Origin of the sequence: Streptomyces sp. NPDC017991 (genome assembly GCF_044328075.1) — a bacterium.
Lineage (GTDB): Bacteria > Actinomycetota > Actinomycetes > Streptomycetales > Streptomycetaceae > Streptomyces.
The window spans coordinates 279208-299218 of the sequence record NZ_JBIRGP010000008.1; the positions used below are offsets into that span (position 1 = coordinate 279208).

The following is a 20011-nucleotide window of genomic DNA, read 5'->3' on the forward strand; positions in this document are numbered from 1 at the left end:
GGGTGGACAGCACACAGCACGTGGCTGGACGGCTCGTCGACCAGGGGCCCGGGGTGCTGGACATCCGCCGTCACCCCACCTACCCAGGGGCGCGGGGAACTGCGCGGCCCACCCCCGCCGGGCCCGCGCCCGACGACGAAGCCCACCCACCCCCAGGGGTGCGGGGAACGGCGCGCCCGGCGACAGACCTACGACGCCCCCGGCCCCCGATGCTCCGCCGCGATCCCGAACCGCTGCCGTTCGCCGGAGGCGGAGGCGGAGGCGGAGGCGGAGGCGGAAGCCGACGACACCCCGCGGACCCCGGACACCGAGCTGATCACCTGCTCGTCCCCCACCGCGTCGAGCTTCTCAAGTCGCTCCAGGTCAGCCGCGGAGACCAGCGCGACAAGGGGCTTTCCGTGCCGCGTCACGACGACGCGTTCCGCGCCGTACACCACGCGGTTGATCAGGTCGGCGAGTTCAGCCCTGGCTTGCGTCACCGGAATCTCGTAGGCCATGCTCCCTAGCTTACGGGGCATCCGTGGAGTCCATCAGTTCCACTGGGCGCAAGGAAAGACCAGGTCAGACGCCTCTCGGCTGCCGCCTCTCCTACAGTCCGTGAGAAATGCGTGAGAGGCGACAGCCGTCTGTCAGCCCTGCTCCCCCGCATTGGCCGGGCATCGCGTCTTGCCGTCGACGACTGCGTCGTACCCGTACCGGTACCGGTGAGGATGAGCTCACTGCCACACTCGCGGCGCCGCCATCTCCGCCGGTCATCCATCTCAACCTCGCGAGCGTCCACATCCACCTCGTGACCGAGTGACGCAAACCACCCAATCCGGCCTCCGCGATCCGCGCGTTCCACTCTCTCGTCACCGAAGAGGACATCACCCTCGTGGAGTGGCCCATGGTCACCTTCAACGAGACGGTCCGCAGCGGATTCAGGGCTCACTACCTGGAGAAGGATGGCGTCCGCCTCCTCATCGTCAGCGTGATCCGCTCCCCGAGAACGGCCGGCCCGGTGATCCCGGTCATCCCTTGTCGACGGGACAGGACGGACGATACGCCGGGTTTTTCTGAGCACCTTGCTGACCTGCGCCCCCGCGGGCCAAATCGGGCTGTGACCTGCTAGTTCGGGTTGCAGAGACGTTTACAGGCAGCCACTTGAGGCCCCGGACAGGCATCGACCACCGACAGGTCTCCGGCCCAGGTCTCGGCTCAGGTCTTCAGCCGATCGGCATCGTCCTGGAGCATGTCGCGACGTTCCTGTTCGCGCTTTGAGTAGGCAGCCGCCCGGATCGCCTCGTCGCTCTCCAGGCCCGACCCCAGAGCTCCGCCCACTGTGGCGACCGAGGCTACGAACCAGGACAACGTCCAATAGTCCGCCGCGTCCAGCGGAGTTCGTGTCATGGAAGCGAATACCTGGTCGTTCAGGATGAACAGTGCCCAGACCAGGCTGATGACCATCAGACCCGCGTAGCACACGACCACACCGATACCCACGGTCAGGACTGTGGAAAAGTTGTAGAGCCTCATCCTCTGCCTCGCCTCCGGTGAGCTCTCCGCCGATCGATGCCACAACTGCGCGTCCACGATCAGCCAACCGATCATGAGCGAGACGGATCCGACCGTGGCGATCACGAGACGCGGCGCGCTCAGGGCCTCAGCCAAACTCCAGACGGTGGAGTTCACGGTCGCAACCGCTCCCGTGGCCAGTGCGGCCGCCAGGGCTTTGGACAGACCTGGCACCAAGCGCCACGGCCGGTTGGCGCGGACCATACCGACGAGCACCCTGAGATATCCGCGCGGCCCGCTGAGGACGTACCGAAGATCGCTGGTCTCCTCCTCACCGACCGCGCCCGGGTGGACAGGCGCGAGACGACTGACGAAGCGGCCCTGGAGCGGCTGCCCCTGGGGGGGCTCCTCAGCCCCGTCGGACGGCGGATCTGCCAAGCCGAGCACGGCTTCTTCCACGGCCCGCTGAGCCCTCGTCCGCAGCCGCAGGCCCCCGAGTGTAGGAAGAGACAAGAGGGCGACGCGGTTTTCATGGCTCAGGTCCACAACGAGTTTGTGCCCGTGTGAGTGCAGCGGAAGGTCGGTAAGGGCCACGACGATGTCCCAGTTCTCCGCTTCTGCGCGGTCCGTGATCCGGCGCATCAAGGTGGGCGGGTCTTCCGTCCCCGCGGTGAAGGGCTCACTGACTACCTCGATGTCGAACCGTCGCCCCCGCCCCGATTTGTCGGCGAGCCGTGTCGGAAGCAGGCGGGCCACCCGCCGCGCGATGTCCGTGGGCGTGTCCGGATCCGCCAGGAGAGCCACGACCGTCACGTCCTGGGGCGGTACTCGCATGACTGGACCTTTCTCGTCGGCTGCCCCCCGCGTAGGCGGATGCTCACAAGATGCCCCCGTAAGAACGCTCTCACCGCGTGACACGCTGTCCCCACCAGCAGGCGGCACGGCCGGATCTCTTCGTGCCCGCACGCCGCACCACCGGCCCCGGCGATGTGTTGGGCACTCGTCGGAGAGGACGACCGTAATGGTAGGTCTGGCCGGGGACGGTGAGGGGGCATCAGCGCCAGGACACGGACCTGCCCGGCACCGGTCGAGACCCTTCCGGGCTTGCGGTGCGGGTCGGGTTGCCCGTGCTTTCCCTGTGTTCGTGCACGAGGCGGATCGCCATGGCACCCTCACCGGCCGCCGAGGCCACCCGTTTGACCGAGCCGCTCCTGACGTCACCAACGGCGAAGACCCCGGGAAGGGTGGTCTCCAGCAGCAACGGAATCCGGCCGAGCGGGTCCCACCGGGACACGTCCGCCGCCGCCTGGGCGTCGGCGCCGGTGATGACGAAGCCCTTGTCGTCCAGGGCCAGCACGCCCCTGAGCCAATCCGTGCGCGGCCGGGCCCCGATGAACACGAACAGCGCCGCGGCCGGCAGTTCGCGTCGCTGACCGCTGGCGTTGTCCTCCACGGTCAGCGACTCCAGGTTCTCCTGTCCGCCGACTGCCCGGACCTCGCTGTGGAGCAGCACCTCGATCTTCGGGTGCCGTTCGACCTGGTCCACCAGGTAGCGCGACATATCCGCGCTGAGGTCACTGCCACGGACGAGGAGGTGGACCCTGGACGCGTGGTCGGCGAGGAACAGCGCCGCCTGCCCGGCGGAGTTCCCCCCGCCGACCACGGCAACGGGCTCCGCCCGGCAGAGACCGGCCTCGTGGACGGTCGCCGCGTAGTAGACGCTGATGCCCTCCAGGCGGTCGATGCCGGGCACTTCGAGCCTGCGGTACCCCACGCCCGAGGCGAGGACCACGGCGCTCGCCCGTACGCGGGACCCGTCCGTGAAGGCCACCACGTACTCGCCGTCCTGTGGGGTGAGCCCGTCGACCTGGGCCGGCACCATGAGGCGAGCCCCGAACTTGTGGGCCTGGAGCACGGCGCGTTCGACGAGCTCGCCCCCGGAGATGCCCGATGGAAAGCCGAGGTAGTTCTCGATGCGGGACGAGGTACCGGCCTGGCCTCCGGTGGCCACCGCGTCGACCGCGACCGTGGCGAGGCCGTCGGAGGCGCCGTACACGGCGGCAGCCAGTCCGGCAGGTCCCGCACCGACCACCATCACGTCGCACCGCCCGGCCTGCGGCGAGGGGGCGGGCAGCCCGATGAGCCGAGCGAGGTCCGCGTTGCCCGGATTGCGCAGCACCCGCTCGCCCTTCCAGATGACCACAGGGGTCTCCTCGGGAGAGATGGAGAACCGGCACAGCAGCGCCTCAGCCTCCTTGTCCTTCTCCAGATCCAACCAGCGGTGGGGCAGCCGGTTGCGGGCGGCGAACTCACGCAGCCGCAGCGTGTCCGGTGAATAGCACGAGCCCAGGATGCGGAAACCGGCGCCGCTGCCGATGAGCACGTACCGGCGGCCCAGGTAGGCGCGGAGGATCAGGTCGCCCAGGACGGGGTCGCGGCCCACCAAGGCGCGTTGGCGCTCCACCGGTACGGCCAGGATCACACCCGCCTCGCGGACCACGGCGGTGTCGAACGCCACCTCGCCCTCCAGCAGTCCGAGTTCCCCCAGGAACCTGCCGGGTCCGTGCACCGCCACCGTGTGCTCCTCGGGCCCGCCGTGGTCCTGGACGATCTCGACGGTTCCGCCGAGGATCGCGAGGAACTCCCGGGACGGCTCTCCCTCGCGGTACAACACCTCGCCACTGACGGTTTCGCGGCGCTCACCGTGCACAGTCAGCACTTCGAGCTGCTCCTGGGTCAGGCGCGGGAACGCCCCGTCCCGGTCCGGTGTCTCGCGGACCGGCCCCTTGTAGTGCTCGGCCGTGCTCATCAGACCAGGGCCTCGTGGACGTAGCACCAGCGCCACTCTTCGCCCGGCTGGAAAGACCGTACGACGGGGTGGCCGGCGCTGTCCGCGTGTCGCCTCGCGTGCTTCAGGGGCGAGGAGTCGCAGCAGCCGACGTGCCCGCAGGTGAGACAGAGCCGCAGGTGCACCCATGGGGAACCCTCGCGGAGGCACTCCTCGCAGCCTTGCGGGGTACGCGGTGTCACAGGGCGCACCATCGCCAGGTGGGGGTCGGGAATCGTGGCCATGAGGTTTCTCCTTCCGTGAACGTGGTGTTCACCCCTGCGCGGTGGTTCGCCGGTCGGCCATCGCCTGCTCGACCCACGAGCGCAGGGCCTGCGCGGGTGCCGCGCCGGCCTGCCTGGCGAGCGTCTCGCCCCGCTCCAGAACGAGCAGGGTCGGTACGGCCTGTACCTCGAACCGCCGGCTGAGCCGTGGATTGTTGTCGACGTCGACCTTGACGAGCTTGATCCGTCCGGCGAGGTCGCGGGCTACCTTTTCCAGGGCCGGACTGACCATGCGGCAGGGGCCGCACCATGTGGCCCAGAGGTCGACGACGACGGGAACAGTGGCCTGCTCGGCAACCTCGGCGAAGTCGTCGTCGCCCGCGTCGACCATCCAGGGCAGAAATTGCTTGCAGTGGCCGCATCGGGGGCGTCCCTCGGCGGCCACGGGAATCCGGTTGCCTCGCCCGCAGTGGGTGCAGGTGACCGTCGTCGTCCGGGTGGTGTTCACGCCGCTCTCGCCTCCCCGGGCCCCTCCTGTTGGTCGTAGGTGACCACGAGTTCTCCGTGCTCGGCGTCGACGCGTACCGTCGCGCCGTCCTGGACATCGCCGCGCAGCAGGGCGCGCCCGACCAGTGTCTCGACCTCGTGCGAGATGTAACGCCGAAGCGGCCGGGCCCCGTACACCGGGTCGTATCCCTGGTGGGCGATCAGCTCGCGGGCGGCGTCGGTGAGTTCCACGGCGATGCGGCGTTCCACGAGTCGCTGCCGCAGTTCGTCGAACTGCAGCTCCACGATCCGCTCGATCTGCCGCTCACCGAGCGGCTTGAACAGCACGATGTCGTCGACGCGGTTGAGGAACTCCGGGCGGAAGTGCCCGCGCAACTCGCCCATCACCAGTGCTCGGGCGTCCGGCTTGATCTCACCCTCGCTGGTGGCTCCGTCGAGGAGGTGCTCGGAGCCGATGTTGGACGTCATGATGATCACGGCGTTGCGGAAGTCGACCGTGCGGCCCTGCGCATCGGTGATGCGGCCGTCGTCGAGGATCTGCAGCAGGGTGTTGAAGACGTCCGTGTGTGCCTTCTCGATCTCGTCGAACAGCACCACCGAGTACGGCTTGCGGCGTACGGCCTCGGTGAGCTGGCCGCCTTCCTCGTAGCCGACGTAACCGGGGGGTGCGCCCATGAGGCGGCTGACGGTGTGCCGCTCCTGGTACTCGCTCATGTCGAGGCGGACCATGCTCTCCTCTGAGTCGAACAGGGCCCGGGCGAGGGTCTTGGCCAGTTCGGTCTTCCCGACGCCGGTGGGGCCGAGGAAGATGAACGAGCCGATGGGGCGGCGCGGGTCGCGGATGCCGGAGCGGGCGCGGATGATGGCGTCGGCGACGAGCTTGACGGCCTCGTCCTGGCCGATGACACGCTCGCGCAGGATCTCGTCAAGGCGCAGCAGTTTCTCGCGTTCGCCCTCCTGGAGACGGGCGACGGGCACGCCGGTCCAGGCGGCGACGATCTCAGCGATCTCTTCCTCGGTGACGACCTCGCGCAGCAGCCGGTTCTGCCCTTGTTTGGCGGCCAGTTGTTCCTCCTCCGCGGCGAGTCGGCGCTCCAGGTCCTGGACGCGGCCGTAGCGGAGTTCGGCGGCGCGGTTGAGGTCGTAGGCACGTTCGGCCTCCTCTGCCTCGTGGCGGACCTGTTCCAGTTCCTGGCGCAGCTCCTGCACGCGGCGGATCGCCTGCCGTTCAGCCTCCCACTGCGCATGTCGGGCGTCGGCCTCGCCCCGCAGGTCGGCCAGCTCCCTGCGCAGCTCCTCCAGGCGGGTTCCGCTGGCGGGGTCGGTCTCCTTGGACAGGGCCGCCTCCTCGATCTCCAGGCGGGTCACCCGGCGGGTGATCTCGTCGAGTTCGGCGGGCATCGAGTCGATCTCGGTACGCAACCGGGCACACGCCTCGTCGACGAGGTCGATGGCCTTGTCGGGCAGGAACCGGTCGGTGATGTAGCGGTGGCTGAGGGTGGCCGCGGAGACCAGCGCGGTGTCCTGGATCTTCACGCCGTGGAAGACCTCCAGGCGTTCGCGCAGTCCGCGCAGGATGGAAATGGTGTCCTCGACACTCGGCTCGTCGACCAGGACCTGCTGGAATCGGCGTTCGAGGGCGGCGTCCTTCTCGATGTGCTTGCGGTACTCGTCGAGGGTGGTGGCGCCGATCATGTGCAGCTCGCCGCGCGCGAGCATCGGCTTGAGCATGTTGCCCGCGTCCATGGCCCCTTCGGCGGCGCCCGCCCCGACGACGGTGTGGAGTTCGTCGACGAAGAGCAGGATGCTTCCCTGGGCGGCCTTGACCTCGCTGAGCACGGCCTTGAGGCGTTCCTCGAACTCACCGCGGTACTTGGCGCCGGCGACCAGCGAGCCCATGTCGAGGGCGAACACGATCTTGTCGCGGAGCCCTTCCGGCACGTCACCGCGGACAATGCGCTGGGCGAAACCTTCGACGATGGCGGTCTTGCCGACCCCTGGGTCGCCGATGAGGACGGGGTTGTTCTTGGACTTGCGGCTGAGGATCTGGGTCACACGGCGGATCTCGGCGTCCCGGCCGATGACCGGGTCGAGCCTGCCGTCCCTGGCCTCGGCGACGAGGTCACGGCCGTACTTCTCCAGGGCCTCGTAGGCCACCTCCGGGTTGGCGGAAGTGACGCGCTGGTTGCCGCGGACCTGGGTGAGCGCACCGAGGAACGAGTCCCTGGTGATGCCCGCCCGGTTGAGCACCCGCCCGGCGGCTGCCGAAGATCCCTCTTCGGCCAGGGCGAGCAGGAGGTGCTCCACGGACACGTACTCGTCCTTGAGGCGTTTGGCCTCCCGTTCGGCGGCATCGAGAAGGCGACTGAGGCGTTGAGTGACGAAAACCTGGCCGGGGGCCGCGCCGGGGCCGGTGACCTTCGGGCGGCGGGAGAGTTCGTCCTGCACCGCCGCGCGCAGTTCCTTCGGCTCGGCGCCCGCCTGCTGGAGCAGCCGCGGGATCAGACCGTCCTCCTGATCGAGAAGTGCGAGCAGCAGGTGTTCCCCGTCGACCTCGGTCTGCCCCATGCGGACGGCCGCGGTCTGGGCCTCCTGGAGGGCTTCCTGGGACTTCTGGGTGAGACGGTTCATGTCCATGGGGGTGTTTCACTCCTCGTGACGCGGCCTCGCAGGGCGGCTTCGAGCAGGCTGATGCGATCCAGCAGGTCGAGCACCAGGCCGATGGATGCGTAGTTGAGGCAGAGACCGGAGCGCAGCCGTTGAATACGGGCGAGGACCGCTGGGGCCGTCGGGCCGAACGACAGACGCCCCGCTCCGTCCCGCTCGGCATCGACCAGCCCCAGGGCGACGAACCGGCTGACCAGATCGGGATGGAGGCCCGAACGCCGGGCCACAGCGTGCAGGGAGAGCCTGGGCACGGGCACGGGCACGAGCGCGTAGCGGACAGCCGCCGAGGCGGGGACGCCGGTGCTCCTTGGTACCGGACGGGCGCCGACGTCGGCGCGGCCGGCGCCTGCAGCTTTCGCGGGTCGGTCGTTCATCGCGTCTCCCTGGGGTCGAAGGAAGAGGTGGCGGCGAGCTCCTCGAACAGTTCGCGCTCCCGGTCGCCGAGGGAGGGCGGCACCATGACGCGGAGTTCGGCGTACAGGTCGCCGTGCGCGCCGCGCGGGTTCGGCATGCCCTCGCCGCGCAGCCGCAGCCGCCGCCCGCTGGAGGAGCCCGCGGGCACGGTGACCTTGGCCGTGCCACCGCCGGGGGTGGGCACCGGCACGCTCGCGCCAAGGGCCGCCTCCCAGGGGGCGACGGGGACCTGGACGTGCACATCGCGGCCGTCGAGCCGGAAGCGGGGGTCGGGCTGGATACGCACCCGCAGGTACAGGTCGCCTCCCGGTGCCTCACCGCTGCCCCGCCCGCCCTCGCCGGCCAGTCTGATGCGCTGCCCGTCGGTGACTCCCCGCGGAACGTCGACCTCGTAACGCCGCTGTCCGGTGGGGCCGGCGAGAGTGACGGTGCGACGGCCGCCCCGGTACGCCTCCTCGACGGTGAGCGGCAGCTCGGCCTCCTGGTCGGCTCCCGGTACACCGCCGGGGGCGGCGCCTGCTCCGAAGATCGAGCCGAGCAGATCCTCGATGTCGACACCTTCCGCTGCGAAGTCGTCGCCGAAGCCGGTGGCGTAACGGACCCGGGAACCGCCGGCTCCCGCGGTTCTCGGAGCGCGGAATCCGCCGCCCGCCCCGGCCGCGACCCGTTCGTCGAAGTCCTCGGGGACCTTACGGAAGTCCTCGCCGAAGCGGTCGTAACGGGTCCGGGTCCCGGGATCCGACAGCACGCTGTACGCCTCGTTGAGGTCCTTGAAGCGTTCCTCCGCCCCCGGATCCTTGTTGACATCGGGGTGATATCTGCGGGCGAGCTTGCGATACGCCTGCTGGATCTCGTCCTGGCTCGCGGTCCGCGTCACGCCCAGTACCTCGTAGAAGTCCTGTGCCATGGCCGGTCACTCCCGTTTCGCGACAGTCACGGCGGCGGGCCTGAGCTGCCGGTCGCCGTCCCCGTAACCGGGACGCAGCACTTCGAGGACCGTGCCCGGCGGGGCATCGTGGTCCTGGACGACGCCGACCACCTCGTGCCGGGCCGGGTCGAAGGCGACGCCGGTCTCCGCGTGTCGCGGGTAGCCGAGCAGTTCGAGGACGTTCACCGCCTGGTCGCGGACCGCCCGGACGCCCTCCGTGATCGCACCCGCATCGGCGCCGGCGTGGGCCAGGGCGAGGTCGAGGTTGTCCAGGACGGGCAGGAAGACGGCCGCCGTGCGCGAACGCTCGGCCGCGCGCTCCCGCGCCAGTTCCCTGGCGTGGCGCTTTCGCAGGTTGTCGAGATCTGCGAGTGCGCGCCGCCAGCGGTCCTGCAGTTCCTGGAGCTCGGCCGTGTACTCGTCCTCGGAAGGTGCGGGGCCGCCGGTCGCGCCGGGGCCGGGTTCCTCGTCTGTGGTGGGCCCCCGGCCCGTCGGCGGGCTTGGTGGCGGAAACCCTCGGGAGGAAGGGGGCACGGAGCCCTCCGAAGGAGGATCGGACTGCCCGGACACGGCCGGGTCGGGTTCTCCCGGGTGGATCGGCATGGCGATTCCTCAGTCCTTGTCGAACTCGGCGTCGATGACGTCGTCGTCACCGCCGCCTGGGCCGCCGCCGGTCGCGCCGCCTTCACCGGTGTCCTGGCCCGGGCCATCCGTGGCGGTGGCAGCCTGGTGGGAGGCCAGCGAGGCGAGCACCTGCTGGAGTTCGGAGGCCAGAGGCCGCACGCGCTCCACGCCCGCCTCTTCCTTGACGGCCGCCCGGGCGTCCGACACGAGCATCTCCGCGCGTGCCTTCTCGTGGCCCGGCGCCGCTTCGCCCAGTTCGGCGAGGCGCTTCTCGACCTGGTACGCGACGGCGTCGAGCTCGTTGCGGGCGTCGACAGCCTCGCGCAGTGCCTGGTCCTGGCCCTGGTTGCGCTCGGCCTCCTGGACCATGCGTTCGACCTCACCGCGATCCAGGTTGGAGCTCTCGCTGATGGTGATGCCCTGCTCCTTGCCGGTGTCCCGGTCGCGGGCCCTGACGTCGAGGATGCCGTTGGCATCGATGTCGAAGGTGACCTCGATCTGTGGTTCGCCCCGCGGCGCCTGCCGGATGTCGGTGAGCTGGAACCGGCCGAGCATCCGGTTGTCGGCGGCCCGTTCGCGCTCGCCCTGGAGGACCACCACGTCGACGGCCGGCTGGTTGTCCTCGGCGGTGGAGAAGGTCTCGGAGCGACGCACGGGGATGGTGGTGTTCCGCTCGATGATCTTCGTCATCACGCCGCCCCGTGTTTCCACGCCCAGCGACAGGGGTGTGACGTCGAGCAGCAGCACGTCCTTGACCTCGCCCTTGAGCACCCCGGCCTGGATCGCGGCGCCCAGGGCCACGACCTCATCGGGGTTGACGCTCATGTTCGGCTCCTTGCCGCCGGTCAGCCGACGGACAAGGCCCTGGACAGCGGGGATGCGGGTGGAGCCGCCGACCAGGATGACCTCGTCGATGTCGTTCTCGCCGACCTTGGCGTCACCCATGGCCTGCTGGACCGGTTCCAGGCACCGCTCCACCAGGTCGCCGGTGATCTGCTCGAACGTGGACCGCATGACCGAGTCGGTGAGGTGCTTGGGGCCCGAGGCGTCGGCGGTGATGAACGGCAGGCTGACCTGCGTCTGCGTCACCGAACTGAGCTCGGTCTTGGCTTTCTCCGCCGCCTCGAACAGGCGCTGCAGCGCCTGCGGGTCCTTGCGCAGGTCGATGCCGTTCTCCTTCTGGAAGCCGTCCGCGAAGTGGTCCACCAGACGCCGGTCGAAATCGTCCCCGCCCAGATGGCTGTCGCCCGCGGTGGAACGCACCTCCACCACGCCGTCCCCGACGTCGAGGATGCTCACATCGAAGGTGCCGCCGCCCAGGTCGAAGACGAGCACTGTCTCGTGCTCCTTCTTGTCCATGCCGTACGCGAGGGCGGCCGCCGTCGGTTCGTTGATGATCCGCAGCACCTCCAGCCCCGCGATCCGTCCGGCGTCCTTGGTGGCGGTGCGCTGAGCGTCGTTGAAGTAGGCGGGCACCGTGATGACCGCCTCCGTGACGCGTTCGCCGAGCTGTTTGGAGGCGTCGTCGGCGAGTTTGCGCAGTACCTGTGCGCTGATCTCCTCAGGCGCGTACAGCTTGTCGCGCACCTCGAAGCGGGCCGCCCCGCCATCGCCCTCGACGACGTCGTACGCCACCGCGCGGGCCTCGTCCGAGATCTCGTCGAAGTGCCTGCCGATGAACCGCTTGGCCGAGTAGATGGTGCCCTTGGGATTGAGGATCGCCTGGCGCCGGGCCAGCTGGCCCACCAGCCGCTCCCCGGTGTCGGTGAAGGCCACCACGGACGGTGTCGTGCGGTTGCCCTCGCTGTTGGGCACAACCGACGGCTCGCCGCCCTCCCACACAGCTATCACCGAGTTGGTGGTGCCCAGGTCTATTCCCACTGCCTTGGCCATGAGGTACTCCTCCCGGTGTGGCGGCGCTGTGCCGACTCTCCGGATCACGATCGTTCGGACACGGTCGGGTTCGCCGTGCTCTGCGGCGTGTGTGTCAGCCGTGCGGTAGCGCCGACAACCACATTCACCGCGCTCACCGAAGGCCAGGGCTCCTCGTGGGTGAGGGGTTCGGCAGAGTGTCGCCCGTCCTTCGTGTCGGTGCGCACGGCGGCTCTCGAAGTTCCAGAGTGACGAGCCGGGCAGCGTTACGCCTGGGCCCGGAAGGTCAGAAATGCGTGGATCCCATTGCCCTAGGAGGATGAGGGGGGAAAGTGAAATATTTCGGACGAAATGGCCTGTGGGTGGATGCGCGAGACACTGCCGGCCTCCGAACGGCTCGGAACGGAGTGCTCCCATGGTTGACCGCCGGGCCCACCACCTCCGCTGCACCGCTCGTGGCAGCGGCCTCCCCGTGGGCGGCGCCTACCGGCCCCCCGCGGCGGCGGCACGCAGAAGTCCCCGCCCGCTTGCCCGGGCGCCGGCCGAGCACGCCCTCCACGAACTGGCGGTGCTGTCCCGCGCCCAGCTCGACACCTCTGACGAAGACGAGATCCTGCGCCTTGCCATGGATCACGTGGCCGCCGCCGGACCGTACAGGGCCGAGGCCGCCTACCTCGAAGTGGACGGCGAGCTGCTCCCCAGCCCGACGGCCGGGCCGGTTCTTCCCGCGGGCATGGGGGGCAGAGTACGGCGGCTTGCCGGGCGAGACGGCCCGGTGAGCGTGCCCGGCAGGCCCTGGGGGCGGGCCCTGGGATTGCGTGGGACCGAGAGACTCCACGGCTACCTTGTGGTCACGTCCCGTTCCCGACCCACTGCCACGGAGCGCTCCCGGCTCGCCACACTCGCCCGGCACACCGCTACAGCTCTGTCCACCGCCTTCGCGCGCCGGCGTGAACGCGAGACAGCGCTGGAGCTGCACCGGTTGAGGGGGGAACGCGGAGCCCTCCAGCACCAGCTGATCTCCGTCGTGGCCGAGCTGGGCCACCAACGGGCCCTTCACGCACTCATGGCAGAGGTCGCCGCCTCGGGCGGTGGCGAGGAATCCGTCACCCGCGCGCTGCACGACCTCACCGGCCTCCCCGCACTGGTCGAGGACCGTTTCGGCCGGCTGAGGGCCTGGAGCGGCCCTGGCCGCCCCGACCCCTATCCGGAACCGGATCCCGTGCAATGGGACGAAATGCTGCACACCGTTGCCCGGCAGGCCGGTGCGGTGCGGATGAAGGACCGATTGGTCACCCTGGCCCGCCCGCACGGCGAGATCCTGGGCGTGCTGACCCTGGTCGATGCCCGAGGCGAGGCCGACGATCACACCCTGCTCGCTCTGGAACACGCCACCACGCCGCTCGCTCTGGAACTGGCGCACCTGCGCAACCTTGCCGAAGTGGAACTGAGGCTCCACCGCGAGCTGGTCGACGACCTCCTGGCCGGGACCGACGAGGCGAGTGCCTACGCCCGGTCCGAGGCAGTCGGACACGACCTCCACCGCAGCCACTACGTCGTCGTGGTGCAGTGGTCGAACCGGGCAGCGGACGAACCCTTCGCGCAGAGCGTGGGCAGGGCGGCCTCTACCGTGGGGATGCGCTCGCTGCTGACCCGGCGCTCCGGCCAGGTGGTCATGATCACTGACCACAGGCCGCATGCCCACGCACTGTACGAAGCACTGGCCCAGGAGACCGGGACACTCTCCGGGTCGATCGGGGTGAGCAGCGCCTGCGACTCTCCGAACGGCATCCCCCACCGCTACGAAGAGGCGCAGCGCGCCCTGGGGGTGCGCCGCGACGCCCGCGAGCGCCATGGCACGACGTTCTTCGATGAACTCGGCCTCTACCGCATCCTGGGGCCCGGCAACGATCGTCAGCAACTGGAGATGTTCGTCGACGAGTGGCTCGGGCCGCTTGCCGACTACGATGCCCGCCATCACACAGCCATGGTGGAAACCCTGTCGCGGTACTTCGACTGCGGGGGCAACTACGACGAGACCGCGAAGTTCCTGCGCATTCATCGCAGCACGTTGCGCTATCGGCTCAAGCGAATCCGCGAAATCAGTGGAAAAGATCTTGCGGACACCGACGACCGGCTCACTCTGCAGGTGGCGGCCCGGTTGTGGAGGATCGCGCCGGGTGCACCCGGCTGATGCCCCGCTTGAACTGCTGAGCGGCCTCGTGACGGCAACCGTTGCGATGCCGTCCCAAAAGGGGGTGCCGGGTCCGGTCCTGGAAGGCGGAATCCGGATCCGAACCATCTTCCGTACCGCTACCGGGGCGCCACCACCAACGTCACGACCTCTTACGACCGCGTCTTGTGCAGGGTGGCTGAGGGCGTCACGCCATACCGTTGGCGGTAGGCGGAGGCGAACCTGCCGCGGTGGGTGAAGCCCCAGCGGTAGGCGACATCGGTGACGGTCGTCTGCCCCGGTTCCTTGGCGCGCAACTCCTCATGGGCACGGACCAGGCGCGTCCGGCGCAGGTAGTCCATGGGCGGCATACCCACGTACTGGCGGAATCCCTGCTGCAGTTGCCGGATGCCCACCCCGGAGATCCCGGCCAGGGCAGTCAGGGTGAACGGATTCTCCGGGTGGGCTTCCATGGCGTCGATGGCACGCTTGACCGGGGCCGGGCGGCAGGGTGGGACCGGCCGTGCCAGTTGCTCGCGGTAGGGATGATCAGCGGCCAGCAGCAGTCCGATCACCACAGCCTCGTGCAACCGGTCGACCAGCAGCTCCTGATGGATGAGCCCTTGAGACGTCTGCGCGTCTTCCGCCGCCATCCGGGCCAGCTTGGCCCAGCTGCGCCCGGAGCCGTGGGAAATGTCCATGGCGGGCTTCAGCCGAAGGGGCAAACGGATCGGGGCGTCGAGCAGACGCTCCAACTGGAGCTCCAGTTCGGTCCGTTCGACCTTGACCGCGAGAAGCCGGCAATCACCGCTCCACCGGTCCAGCACCGTGTTGAGGCCGGGCTCGAAGACAGCGGCTTCGTCCACGGTGGCCAGACGCGGATCGAGGCGTCCCTGGTGCCACGCCACGGCCCCGGACAGCGGCAGGTCGACGTGGTAGGCGCCCAACTCGCCGAAGCGCATGCACAGATCCGCACCGAACTGCAGGGTGCCGAGCGTCACACTGCGTAGCCTGCTGACGGCGAAGTGCCCGGTGAGAACGGTTGACGGCTGGAGCAGATCGACGACGTTGGGATAGAAGTTCTGCCGGATGATCTGCCGGGCTTCGTCCAGGTCGTCGGTGCGGAGCCGCACCGGCCGGGCCAATTGGGCGCGGAGACCCGCAATTTCAGGCATGTTCCTCTCGCTCCTGGTGCGGACCGGCGACTCGTCCGTCTCATGCCCGGCGGCCGGGAGGCGGCGCTTCTCTCCCTCAACACTTACGCGCAATGCGGAGACTCCGTGGGTGACGTTGGCGGGGATGACGGGTGACAGGTGGCGGTCCGGAGCAGCTGACCGGGGGGCCGCGTGGACGGCCCGGGCAGCCCCCGCAGCGGCGGTGCCGTTGGGTGGCCGCGTCCGCCCGGCTGCCCGCGGGGCGGAACCCGTCAGCGGCCCCGGAGCGGGTCGCCAGGTCCTCCCCCGGTAGCAGTCCGAGGAGCTGCCGGTACCGACGCGGCGGCCAGGGCAGAACCGGTCCGGCCGAGCGATCCCACCGGGCATCAGGTGCAGAAGCATTCAACATCCATAGAAGTCTGCCGCCCCATTCACCGAACCCTTGACCGCTCACATGTCGCGACGGTCACCAACTGCGTTTGAAGGATCACGGCATGTGTTAACCGGACCATGTCCTCAGCCAGCTGCACCTAGCTTTTCACCTGGGCAACTGCCCTTCCACAGTATTGGCCGACCGGATCCCCGCTCGGCGAGCCCGTGGGCGGCATCCGGGCGCCCGGACCCTGCACCCGGATGCCGCGCGGGAACGAACGGCGTCCTCCGCGGCGTCGAACGCCACCAACGCACCCAGCAACAGAAGACGGTGCCCATGAACGCAACCACACCCGCCGGACCCGCAGAACAAGGACGCGGACTCCAGCCGCCCGCCTTCGCGCTGATCGCCCGGGCCGACCGCGGCTACGCCTGCTTCCTCACCACCACCGTCCCGGCCGCCCCAAGCGCCCCGCGCGGCGGCGACAGGGACGACGCGGCCAGGCAACGATGAGCGGAGCTCACACCGTGCTCTACGACCCCCACGGCCTCCTCGACGCCGAACTCCCGCTGGACCGCGCCTCGCACGAAGCGCTCGTCACCGCCGTCCTCGCGTGGCAGAACCCGACCCTCACGCCCGGCGACTTCGAGCAGATCGCCCTCCAACTGACCGGGCACGCCCGCGCGATCGCCGCCGACGTCCAGCGTCACGCCGCCGCCCTGCCGAAGAACGACGGCCGCGGCGCCCTCGCCGAAGTCATCCTCCGCGAAGCCTCCGGCCGCCTTTCCCAGCCGATACAGGGCACCGCACACTGCGCCCAGAACCGCGCCCGGCTCGTACGGGCCCTCTACGAACGGCTCGATCGCCTCACGGAAGCCGTCCCGGCCACTCACCCCTGAGGGGCGTTTCCCCCAACGTTTCATCGCGAGATGTGGCTTCGGTGAGCTATCGGAGTCCGCCTGATGAGCAGGGGGCGGCGCTTGGGCCGTTGTTGCCGGTTGTGGGGCTCACGATCCCCGGGCAGACCGACCAGATCCGCAACCGCCAGCCGCGCGGCGGTGTGGGAGGCCGCCCGCCCGCCTTCGTCCGCCAGGCCACCCGATACGGCAAGCTCGGCCCGACCCGCACGGACGAGATTTTCGGCAGGGACAGGGCCGCTTGAGCACGTCGTTCACGAAGCGCGGTCGTTACAGAAACCTGCTTCACGATCAGCGTAAACACGGTCAGAGCTGCTGTGATCTGTGGATCTTCAGGATCGCTCCCATCATGACGTCATGCACCTCCTGTACAATCTGTACATTTTTCACAGGAACTCTCCCGGAGGAGGCGTGTGTCGTGACCCGCTCAACAGCCCGACCGTCCATTCGATCGTCCGCCCGACAGTCCGCCCGCTTCGCCCTGCCCGAGTTCACCGAGCGCACCAGCTCGGGGACGCGGACCCTGGACCCGTACTCCAAGCTCCTCGAAGAGCGGATCGTGTTTCTCGGGACGCCGATCGACGACACGTCCGCGAACGACGTGATGGCGCAGTTCATGCACCTGGAGTACCAGGCACCCGACCGGGACATCTCGCTCTACATCAACTCCCCCGGCGGCTCCTTCAGCGCGATGGCGGCCGTCTACGACACGATGCGGTTCGTCAGCTGCGAGGTGGAGACCGTCTGCCTGGGGCAGGCCGCGTCGGCCGCCGCGGTGCTGCTGGCCGCGGGCACACCGGGCAAGCGGTACGCGCTGCCGGGCGCCCGCGTTCTGATCCAGCAGCCGTTCCTGTCCGAGCCGGTCCGGGGACAGGCGTCCGACCTGGCCGTCCAGGCGGACGAAATGCTGCGCACCCGCACCCGGATGGAGGAGATGCTCGCCCGGCACACGGGGCGGAGCCGGGAGCGGATCGGCGCGGACATCGAGCGCGACATGATCCTCGACGCTCGCCAGGCGCTGGAATACGGGCTGGTCGACCGGATCGTCCCCAGCCGCAAAGCCGCCCTCGGCGCGCCCGGCACGTCCGGCGGCTCCGACGCACCCGGCGTGGGGTGATCCGCCGATGCTCCCGCCCGAGTTGCCCCCGCTGCCGGCCCTGACCCGGGCCGAGGCCGAGCTGATCGACCGCTATCTGGAGGTGATCGACCTGCTCGGCCGGATCAACCCGGCCCACTCCGACGACACCTACCGCGGACTGCGTGCGGCCCAGGCGCTGGTGGGCAGGGCCATCGCGCTGCGCGACGCGCTGACCCTGATGCACCAGCGGGGTGAACACGAGCTGCACGCGGCGACCCTGGCGCGGGCCCTGCGCGTCCTCGACGGTGAGCGAAGGGCGGGCCGGGTCGCCCTGCCGCCCGGCTCCGACACCTGACGTACGCCCCTCGTTCCGGCCTCACGCAGGCACTTGACGAGGCGTCCGCAGCAGAGTTGAAACGGACCAGAAGGCGTACCCCCGGTTGGCGTAGCCGAAGCTGCCCCCACAAGCCCGTGGGAGTTGCGCAACGCGCGTACGTCCGGGGCGGAATTAGTCATTCCGGTGCTGGTGCGGGGGTCCTTGAGGCCCTCGACACCCACCCGTGGAACGGGGTGTCCACCCGAACGGGTGAGTGGTGAGTAAGCCCACAAATCGCCGATTCCACTCGGCTTTTGGGACATCAGTGCGTCAAGATCCCTGCGACGACAAGCCCCCGCCAGAAGCGGCGGGGCGGTCCGGGCGGACGCCGAGTCCTGCCGCTGCCCGGATGACCGGTCGACAGAAGTGCATCGGCAGGAGTGGAGGACCCAGGCACGACGGGCCGCCGGAGAGATCCGAGTGGCCCTTGGGGTGAAGCCGCAGCTGCGGCCGGGCAACTTCGCCAGCCCGAATCCGACAGGTCATCCTTCACAGGCGGCTGACGAAGGGTTGCGCATGACTGCGCTCAATCGTGTCCCGTCGCTGTTCAGCAGGGCCGGTACCGCATCGGTTCTCACCATCGCCGCCGTAGGTGGCGGCATAGTGGCCCCGGGCTTCGCGTCCGACGCGGAAGCGGCCACTCCCGCGACGAAGGCACTCAAGGTGGCGGCCTCCAAGAAGGGCTCCCCGTACAAGTACGGGGCCGTGGGACCCAAGCGCTTCGACTGCTCCGGCCTCACGCTCTACTCGTTCAAGAAGGCGGGTAAGAAGCTGCCCCGCACGGCCGCGGCTCAGTACAACAAGACGAACCACGTCTCCTCCTCGAACCGCAAGCAGGGGGACCTGGTCTTCTTCCACTCGGGCCGGAACGTCTACCACGTGGGCATCTACGCCGGGAAGGGACGGATCTGGCACTCCCCGAAGACCGGGGACGTGGTGAAGCTCCAGAAGATCTGGACCAAGAGCGTCTGGTACGGCCGGGTCAGGTGATCCGCCCACGGGGTGGTCGCGGTGATCACCGCGACCACCCCGTGAGGGACCCGGGCACGACGCCCGTACGCGACCCGGGCACGTCCCGGGCACGAGCCGGGCGCGACGCGTGATTTCGGCGGCTGAATGGTTACTCGTTCACTCATGGCCGATCTGCACCACCACGAGGAGCGCAACGAGACCCGTCTTGAGCGCGCCGACCGGAACTTCCTCGAACTCCTCCAGGAGCTTCGGGTCACCCAGACGGGCGTCCAGATCCTCTTCGCCTTCCTGCTGACCCTCGCCTTCACCCCGCGATTCCCGTCCCTCGACACCGTGCAGCGCACCACGTACGTCGTCACCCTGCTGCTCTCGGTCCTGGCCGCCGCGCTCTTCACGGCCCCCGCCGCCGTGCACCGCCGGCTGTTCCGGCAGGGCGCCAAGCCCCTGGTGGTCAATGCCTCGTCCCGGCTCGCGCAGGTCGGTCTGGCCGTGCTCGCGCTCGCTCTCACCGGTTCCGTGCTGCTCGTCGTGGACGTGGCGGTGGACCGGACCGAGGGGATCGCGGCCGGGGCGACCACGCTGCTCCTCTGCGTCGGTCTGTGGGAGGTCCTGCCGTACCTCCTGAAGCGGGCCGCCGACAAGGCCTCGGACGACTAGGGCCGACCGGCGGGTGTTCCGAGAGTCCCGCGCAGCGCCCCCGAAGGCGGTCAGTCGGCCCGGGCCGGTTCCGCGGGTGCCGTCCAGGGCAGCGTGATCGACACGGTCTTTCCGCCCTCTCTGGTGGGCCGGACCGTGAGCTTGCCCCCGGATTCCGCGGTCAGCCAGCGGATGATCACCATGCCCCGGCCGTTGTCCTGCTGGACGGCCGCGGGCAGCCGTTTCGGAAAGCGCGGGTGGCTGTCGGTCACACCGATGCGCAGTTGTTCGTCACGGTCGAGTTCGATGTCCACCGTGAACGTGGGTGACAGTCCGAAGGTGTGCTGTACCGCGTTCGTGGTGAGTTCGGAGACGATGAGCCGAACCGTGTCGGCGGTCTCCGAGTCGGACGGCAGTCCCCATTCGGCCAGGACGTCGGTGACATACGTACGGGCGGCGGAGACCGAGGCGGGATCGCTCGGCAGAGTGACGGATGCTTCCTGGTGGTCTGCCATGCGACGTCGTCCCTTTCCCACGGGACCGGGGTCCGACCGAAGCGGATGACTTCGAGACGGTCCCGGACTGGTGCTTGCGCCAGAGTGCCACTACCTCGGCGTTCGTGGTGCCGATCCACCAAGATATGCATATATCTGTCGCTCGAAGCGGTGAACTCTGCGACCGTCGACCGTATTTGGGCGGGCAGCTGGTTTGTCCTCTACCGTCGGCGTGACGCCGGGCGCCATAGCGCTTGCGCGACGGTCGGAAGGAGACGGCC

Annotated in this window: 19 protein-coding genes and 1 riboswitch; of the genes, 7 read left to right on the plus strand and 12 right to left on the minus strand. The window is 69.4% G+C overall.

Going from position 1 to position 20011, the window contains the following annotated elements:
- Positions 1-188: 188 nt before the first annotated feature.
- From ACH4DZ_RS24400 to dnaK, 10 genes are all read right to left on the minus strand, one after another.
- Positions 189-497 (minus strand): type II toxin-antitoxin system Phd/YefM family antitoxin, encoded by a 309-nt coding sequence (locus tag ACH4DZ_RS24400; RefSeq protein ID WP_398289418.1) that lies wholly within the window; start codon positions 495-497, stop codon positions 189-191.
- Between the two features lie 700 nt (positions 498-1197).
- Complete coding sequence (locus tag ACH4DZ_RS24405) at positions 1198-2328, minus strand: hypothetical protein (RefSeq protein WP_398289419.1); 1131 nt, start codon at positions 2326-2328, stop codon at positions 1198-1200.
- Between the two features lie 220 nt (positions 2329-2548).
- On the minus strand, positions 2549-4303 hold the full coding sequence (locus ACH4DZ_RS24410) for an FAD-dependent oxidoreductase (protein ID WP_398289420.1): 1755 nt from the start codon (positions 4301-4303) through the stop codon (positions 2549-2551).
- Complete coding sequence (locus ACH4DZ_RS24415) at positions 4303-4566, minus strand: UBP-type zinc finger domain-containing protein (RefSeq protein ID WP_398289421.1); 264 nt, start codon at positions 4564-4566, stop codon at positions 4303-4305. The genes ACH4DZ_RS24410 and ACH4DZ_RS24415 overlap by 1 nt, the downstream gene beginning before the upstream one ends.
- 28 nt (positions 4567-4594) lie before the next feature.
- The gene (gene trxA, locus ACH4DZ_RS24420) at positions 4595-5053 is read right to left on the minus strand and encodes a thioredoxin (RefSeq protein ID WP_398289422.1); all 459 of its coding nucleotides are present in this window, start codon (positions 5051-5053) and stop codon (positions 4595-4597) included.
- Positions 5050-7689: an ATP-dependent chaperone ClpB gene (gene clpB / locus ACH4DZ_RS24425; protein WP_398289423.1), complete on the minus strand. Its 2640-nt coding sequence runs from the start codon at positions 7687-7689 to the stop codon at positions 5050-5052. The genes trxA and clpB overlap by 4 nt, the downstream gene beginning before the upstream one ends.
- Positions 7680-8093 carry a chaperone modulator CbpM gene (locus ACH4DZ_RS24430; protein WP_398289424.1) on the minus strand — a complete coding sequence of 138 codons (414 nt, stop codon included), beginning with the start codon at positions 8091-8093 and terminating at the stop codon, positions 7680-7682. The genes clpB and ACH4DZ_RS24430 overlap by 10 nt, the downstream gene beginning before the upstream one ends.
- The gene (locus ACH4DZ_RS24435; RefSeq protein ID WP_398289425.1) at positions 8090-9040 is read right to left on the minus strand and encodes a DnaJ C-terminal domain-containing protein; all 951 of its coding nucleotides are present in this window, start codon (positions 9038-9040) and stop codon (positions 8090-8092) included. The genes ACH4DZ_RS24430 and ACH4DZ_RS24435 overlap by 4 nt, the downstream gene beginning before the upstream one ends.
- 6 nt (positions 9041-9046) lie before the next feature.
- On the minus strand, positions 9047-9664 hold the full coding sequence (locus tag ACH4DZ_RS24440; RefSeq protein WP_398289426.1) for a nucleotide exchange factor GrpE: 618 nt from the start codon (positions 9662-9664) through the stop codon (positions 9047-9049).
- Positions 9665-9673: 9 nt separating this feature from the next.
- Positions 9674-11578 (minus strand): molecular chaperone DnaK, encoded by a 1905-nt coding sequence (gene dnaK, locus ACH4DZ_RS24445; RefSeq protein ID WP_398289427.1) that lies wholly within the window; start codon positions 11576-11578, stop codon positions 9674-9676.
- A gap of 394 nt (positions 11579-11972) precedes the next feature.
- Between dnaK and ACH4DZ_RS24450 the strand changes: the two genes are divergently transcribed.
- Positions 11973-13751, plus strand: coding sequence for a PucR family transcriptional regulator (locus ACH4DZ_RS24450; protein ID WP_398289428.1), 1779 nt, complete (start codon positions 11973-11975; stop codon positions 13749-13751).
- Between the two features lie 152 nt (positions 13752-13903).
- Here ACH4DZ_RS24450 and ACH4DZ_RS24455 read toward each other — a convergent pair whose 3' ends face one another.
- Positions 13904-14905, minus strand: coding sequence for an AraC family transcriptional regulator (locus tag ACH4DZ_RS24455; RefSeq protein WP_398289429.1), 1002 nt, complete (start codon positions 14903-14905; stop codon positions 13904-13906).
- Between the two features lie 688 nt (positions 14906-15593).
- Between ACH4DZ_RS24455 and ACH4DZ_RS24460 the strand changes: the two genes are divergently transcribed.
- From ACH4DZ_RS24460 to ACH4DZ_RS24485, 6 genes are all read left to right on the plus strand, one after another.
- On the plus strand, positions 15594-15770 hold the full coding sequence (locus tag ACH4DZ_RS24460; RefSeq protein ID WP_398289430.1) for a hypothetical protein: 177 nt from the start codon (positions 15594-15596) through the stop codon (positions 15768-15770).
- Complete coding sequence (locus ACH4DZ_RS24465) at positions 15767-16156, plus strand: DUF6415 family natural product biosynthesis protein (protein WP_398289431.1); 390 nt, start codon at positions 15767-15769, stop codon at positions 16154-16156. Before ACH4DZ_RS24460 ends, ACH4DZ_RS24465 begins: the two co-directional genes overlap by 4 nt.
- Positions 16157-16592: 436 nt before the next feature.
- A complete protein-coding gene (locus ACH4DZ_RS24470; RefSeq protein WP_398289432.1) occupies positions 16593-17291 on the plus strand; it encodes an ATP-dependent Clp protease proteolytic subunit in 699 nt (232 codons plus the stop codon).
- Between the two features lie 7 nt (positions 17292-17298).
- Positions 17299-17607 carry a hypothetical protein gene (locus ACH4DZ_RS24475; protein WP_398289433.1) on the plus strand — a complete coding sequence of 103 codons (309 nt, stop codon included), beginning with the start codon at positions 17299-17301 and terminating at the stop codon, positions 17605-17607.
- A 347-nt stretch (positions 17608-17954) separates the two neighbouring features.
- A riboswitch (cyclic di-AMP (ydaO/yuaA leader) is annotated at positions 17955-18141 on the plus strand.
- A 3-nt stretch (positions 18142-18144) separates the two neighbouring features.
- Positions 18145-18618: a C40 family peptidase gene (locus ACH4DZ_RS24480; RefSeq protein WP_210891379.1), complete on the plus strand. Its 474-nt coding sequence runs from the start codon at positions 18145-18147 to the stop codon at positions 18616-18618.
- Positions 18619-18762: 144 nt separating this feature from the next.
- The gene (locus tag ACH4DZ_RS24485) at positions 18763-19257 is read left to right on the plus strand and encodes a DUF6328 family protein (RefSeq protein ID WP_398289434.1); all 495 of its coding nucleotides are present in this window, start codon (positions 18763-18765) and stop codon (positions 19255-19257) included.
- Between the two features lie 50 nt (positions 19258-19307).
- On the opposite strand, the gene ACH4DZ_RS24490 is transcribed toward ACH4DZ_RS24485, so the two are convergent.
- Positions 19308-19751, minus strand: a complete 444-nt coding sequence (locus ACH4DZ_RS24490) for an ATP-binding protein (RefSeq protein ID WP_398289435.1) — start codon at positions 19749-19751, stop codon at positions 19308-19310.
- Between the last annotated feature and the right edge of the window lie 260 nt (positions 19752-20011).

Bases quoted from the DNA above. Each gene is read 5' to 3' on its own strand.
- ACH4DZ_RS24400 (WP_398289418.1), bottom strand. From the start codon at position 497: ATGGCCTACGAGATTCCGGTGACGCAAGCCAGGGCTGAACTCGCCGAC.
- ACH4DZ_RS24405 (WP_398289419.1), bottom strand. From the start codon at position 2,328: ATGCGAGTACCGCCCCAGGACGTGACGGTCGTGGCTCTCCTGGCGGAT.
- ACH4DZ_RS24410 (WP_398289420.1), bottom strand. From the start codon at position 4,303: ATGAGCACGGCCGAGCACTACAAGGGGCCGGTCCGCGAGACACCGGAC.
- ACH4DZ_RS24415 (WP_398289421.1), bottom strand. From the start codon at position 4,566: ATGGCCACGATTCCCGACCCCCACCTGGCGATGGTGCGCCCTGTGACA.
- clpB (WP_398289423.1), bottom strand. From the start codon at position 7,689: ATGGACATGAACCGTCTCACCCAGAAGTCCCAGGAAGCCCTCCAGGAG.
- ACH4DZ_RS24430 (WP_398289424.1), bottom strand. From the start codon at position 8,093: ATGAACGACCGACCCGCGAAAGCTGCAGGCGCCGGCCGCGCCGACGTC.
- ACH4DZ_RS24435 (WP_398289425.1), bottom strand. From the start codon at position 9,040: ATGGCACAGGACTTCTACGAGGTACTGGGCGTGACGCGGACCGCGAGC.
- ACH4DZ_RS24440 (WP_398289426.1), bottom strand. From the start codon at position 9,664: ATGCCGATCCACCCGGGAGAACCCGACCCGGCCGTGTCCGGGCAGTCC.
- dnaK (WP_398289427.1), bottom strand. From the start codon at position 11,578: ATGGCCAAGGCAGTGGGAATAGACCTGGGCACCACCAACTCGGTGATA.
- ACH4DZ_RS24450 (WP_398289428.1), top strand. From the start codon at position 11,973: ATGGTTGACCGCCGGGCCCACCACCTCCGCTGCACCGCTCGTGGCAGC.
- ACH4DZ_RS24455 (WP_398289429.1), bottom strand. From the start codon at position 14,905: ATGCCTGAAATTGCGGGTCTCCGCGCCCAATTGGCCCGGCCGGTGCGG.
- ACH4DZ_RS24460 (WP_398289430.1), top strand. From the start codon at position 15,594: ATGAACGCAACCACACCCGCCGGACCCGCAGAACAAGGACGCGGACTC.
- ACH4DZ_RS24465 (WP_398289431.1), top strand. From the start codon at position 15,767: ATGAGCGGAGCTCACACCGTGCTCTACGACCCCCACGGCCTCCTCGAC.
- ACH4DZ_RS24475 (WP_398289433.1), top strand. From the start codon at position 17,299: ATGCTCCCGCCCGAGTTGCCCCCGCTGCCGGCCCTGACCCGGGCCGAG.
- ACH4DZ_RS24480 (WP_210891379.1), top strand. From the start codon at position 18,145: ATGACTGCGCTCAATCGTGTCCCGTCGCTGTTCAGCAGGGCCGGTACC.
- ACH4DZ_RS24485 (WP_398289434.1), top strand. From the start codon at position 18,763: ATGGCCGATCTGCACCACCACGAGGAGCGCAACGAGACCCGTCTTGAG.
- ACH4DZ_RS24490 (WP_398289435.1), bottom strand. From the start codon at position 19,751: ATGGCAGACCACCAGGAAGCATCCGTCACTCTGCCGAGCGATCCCGCC.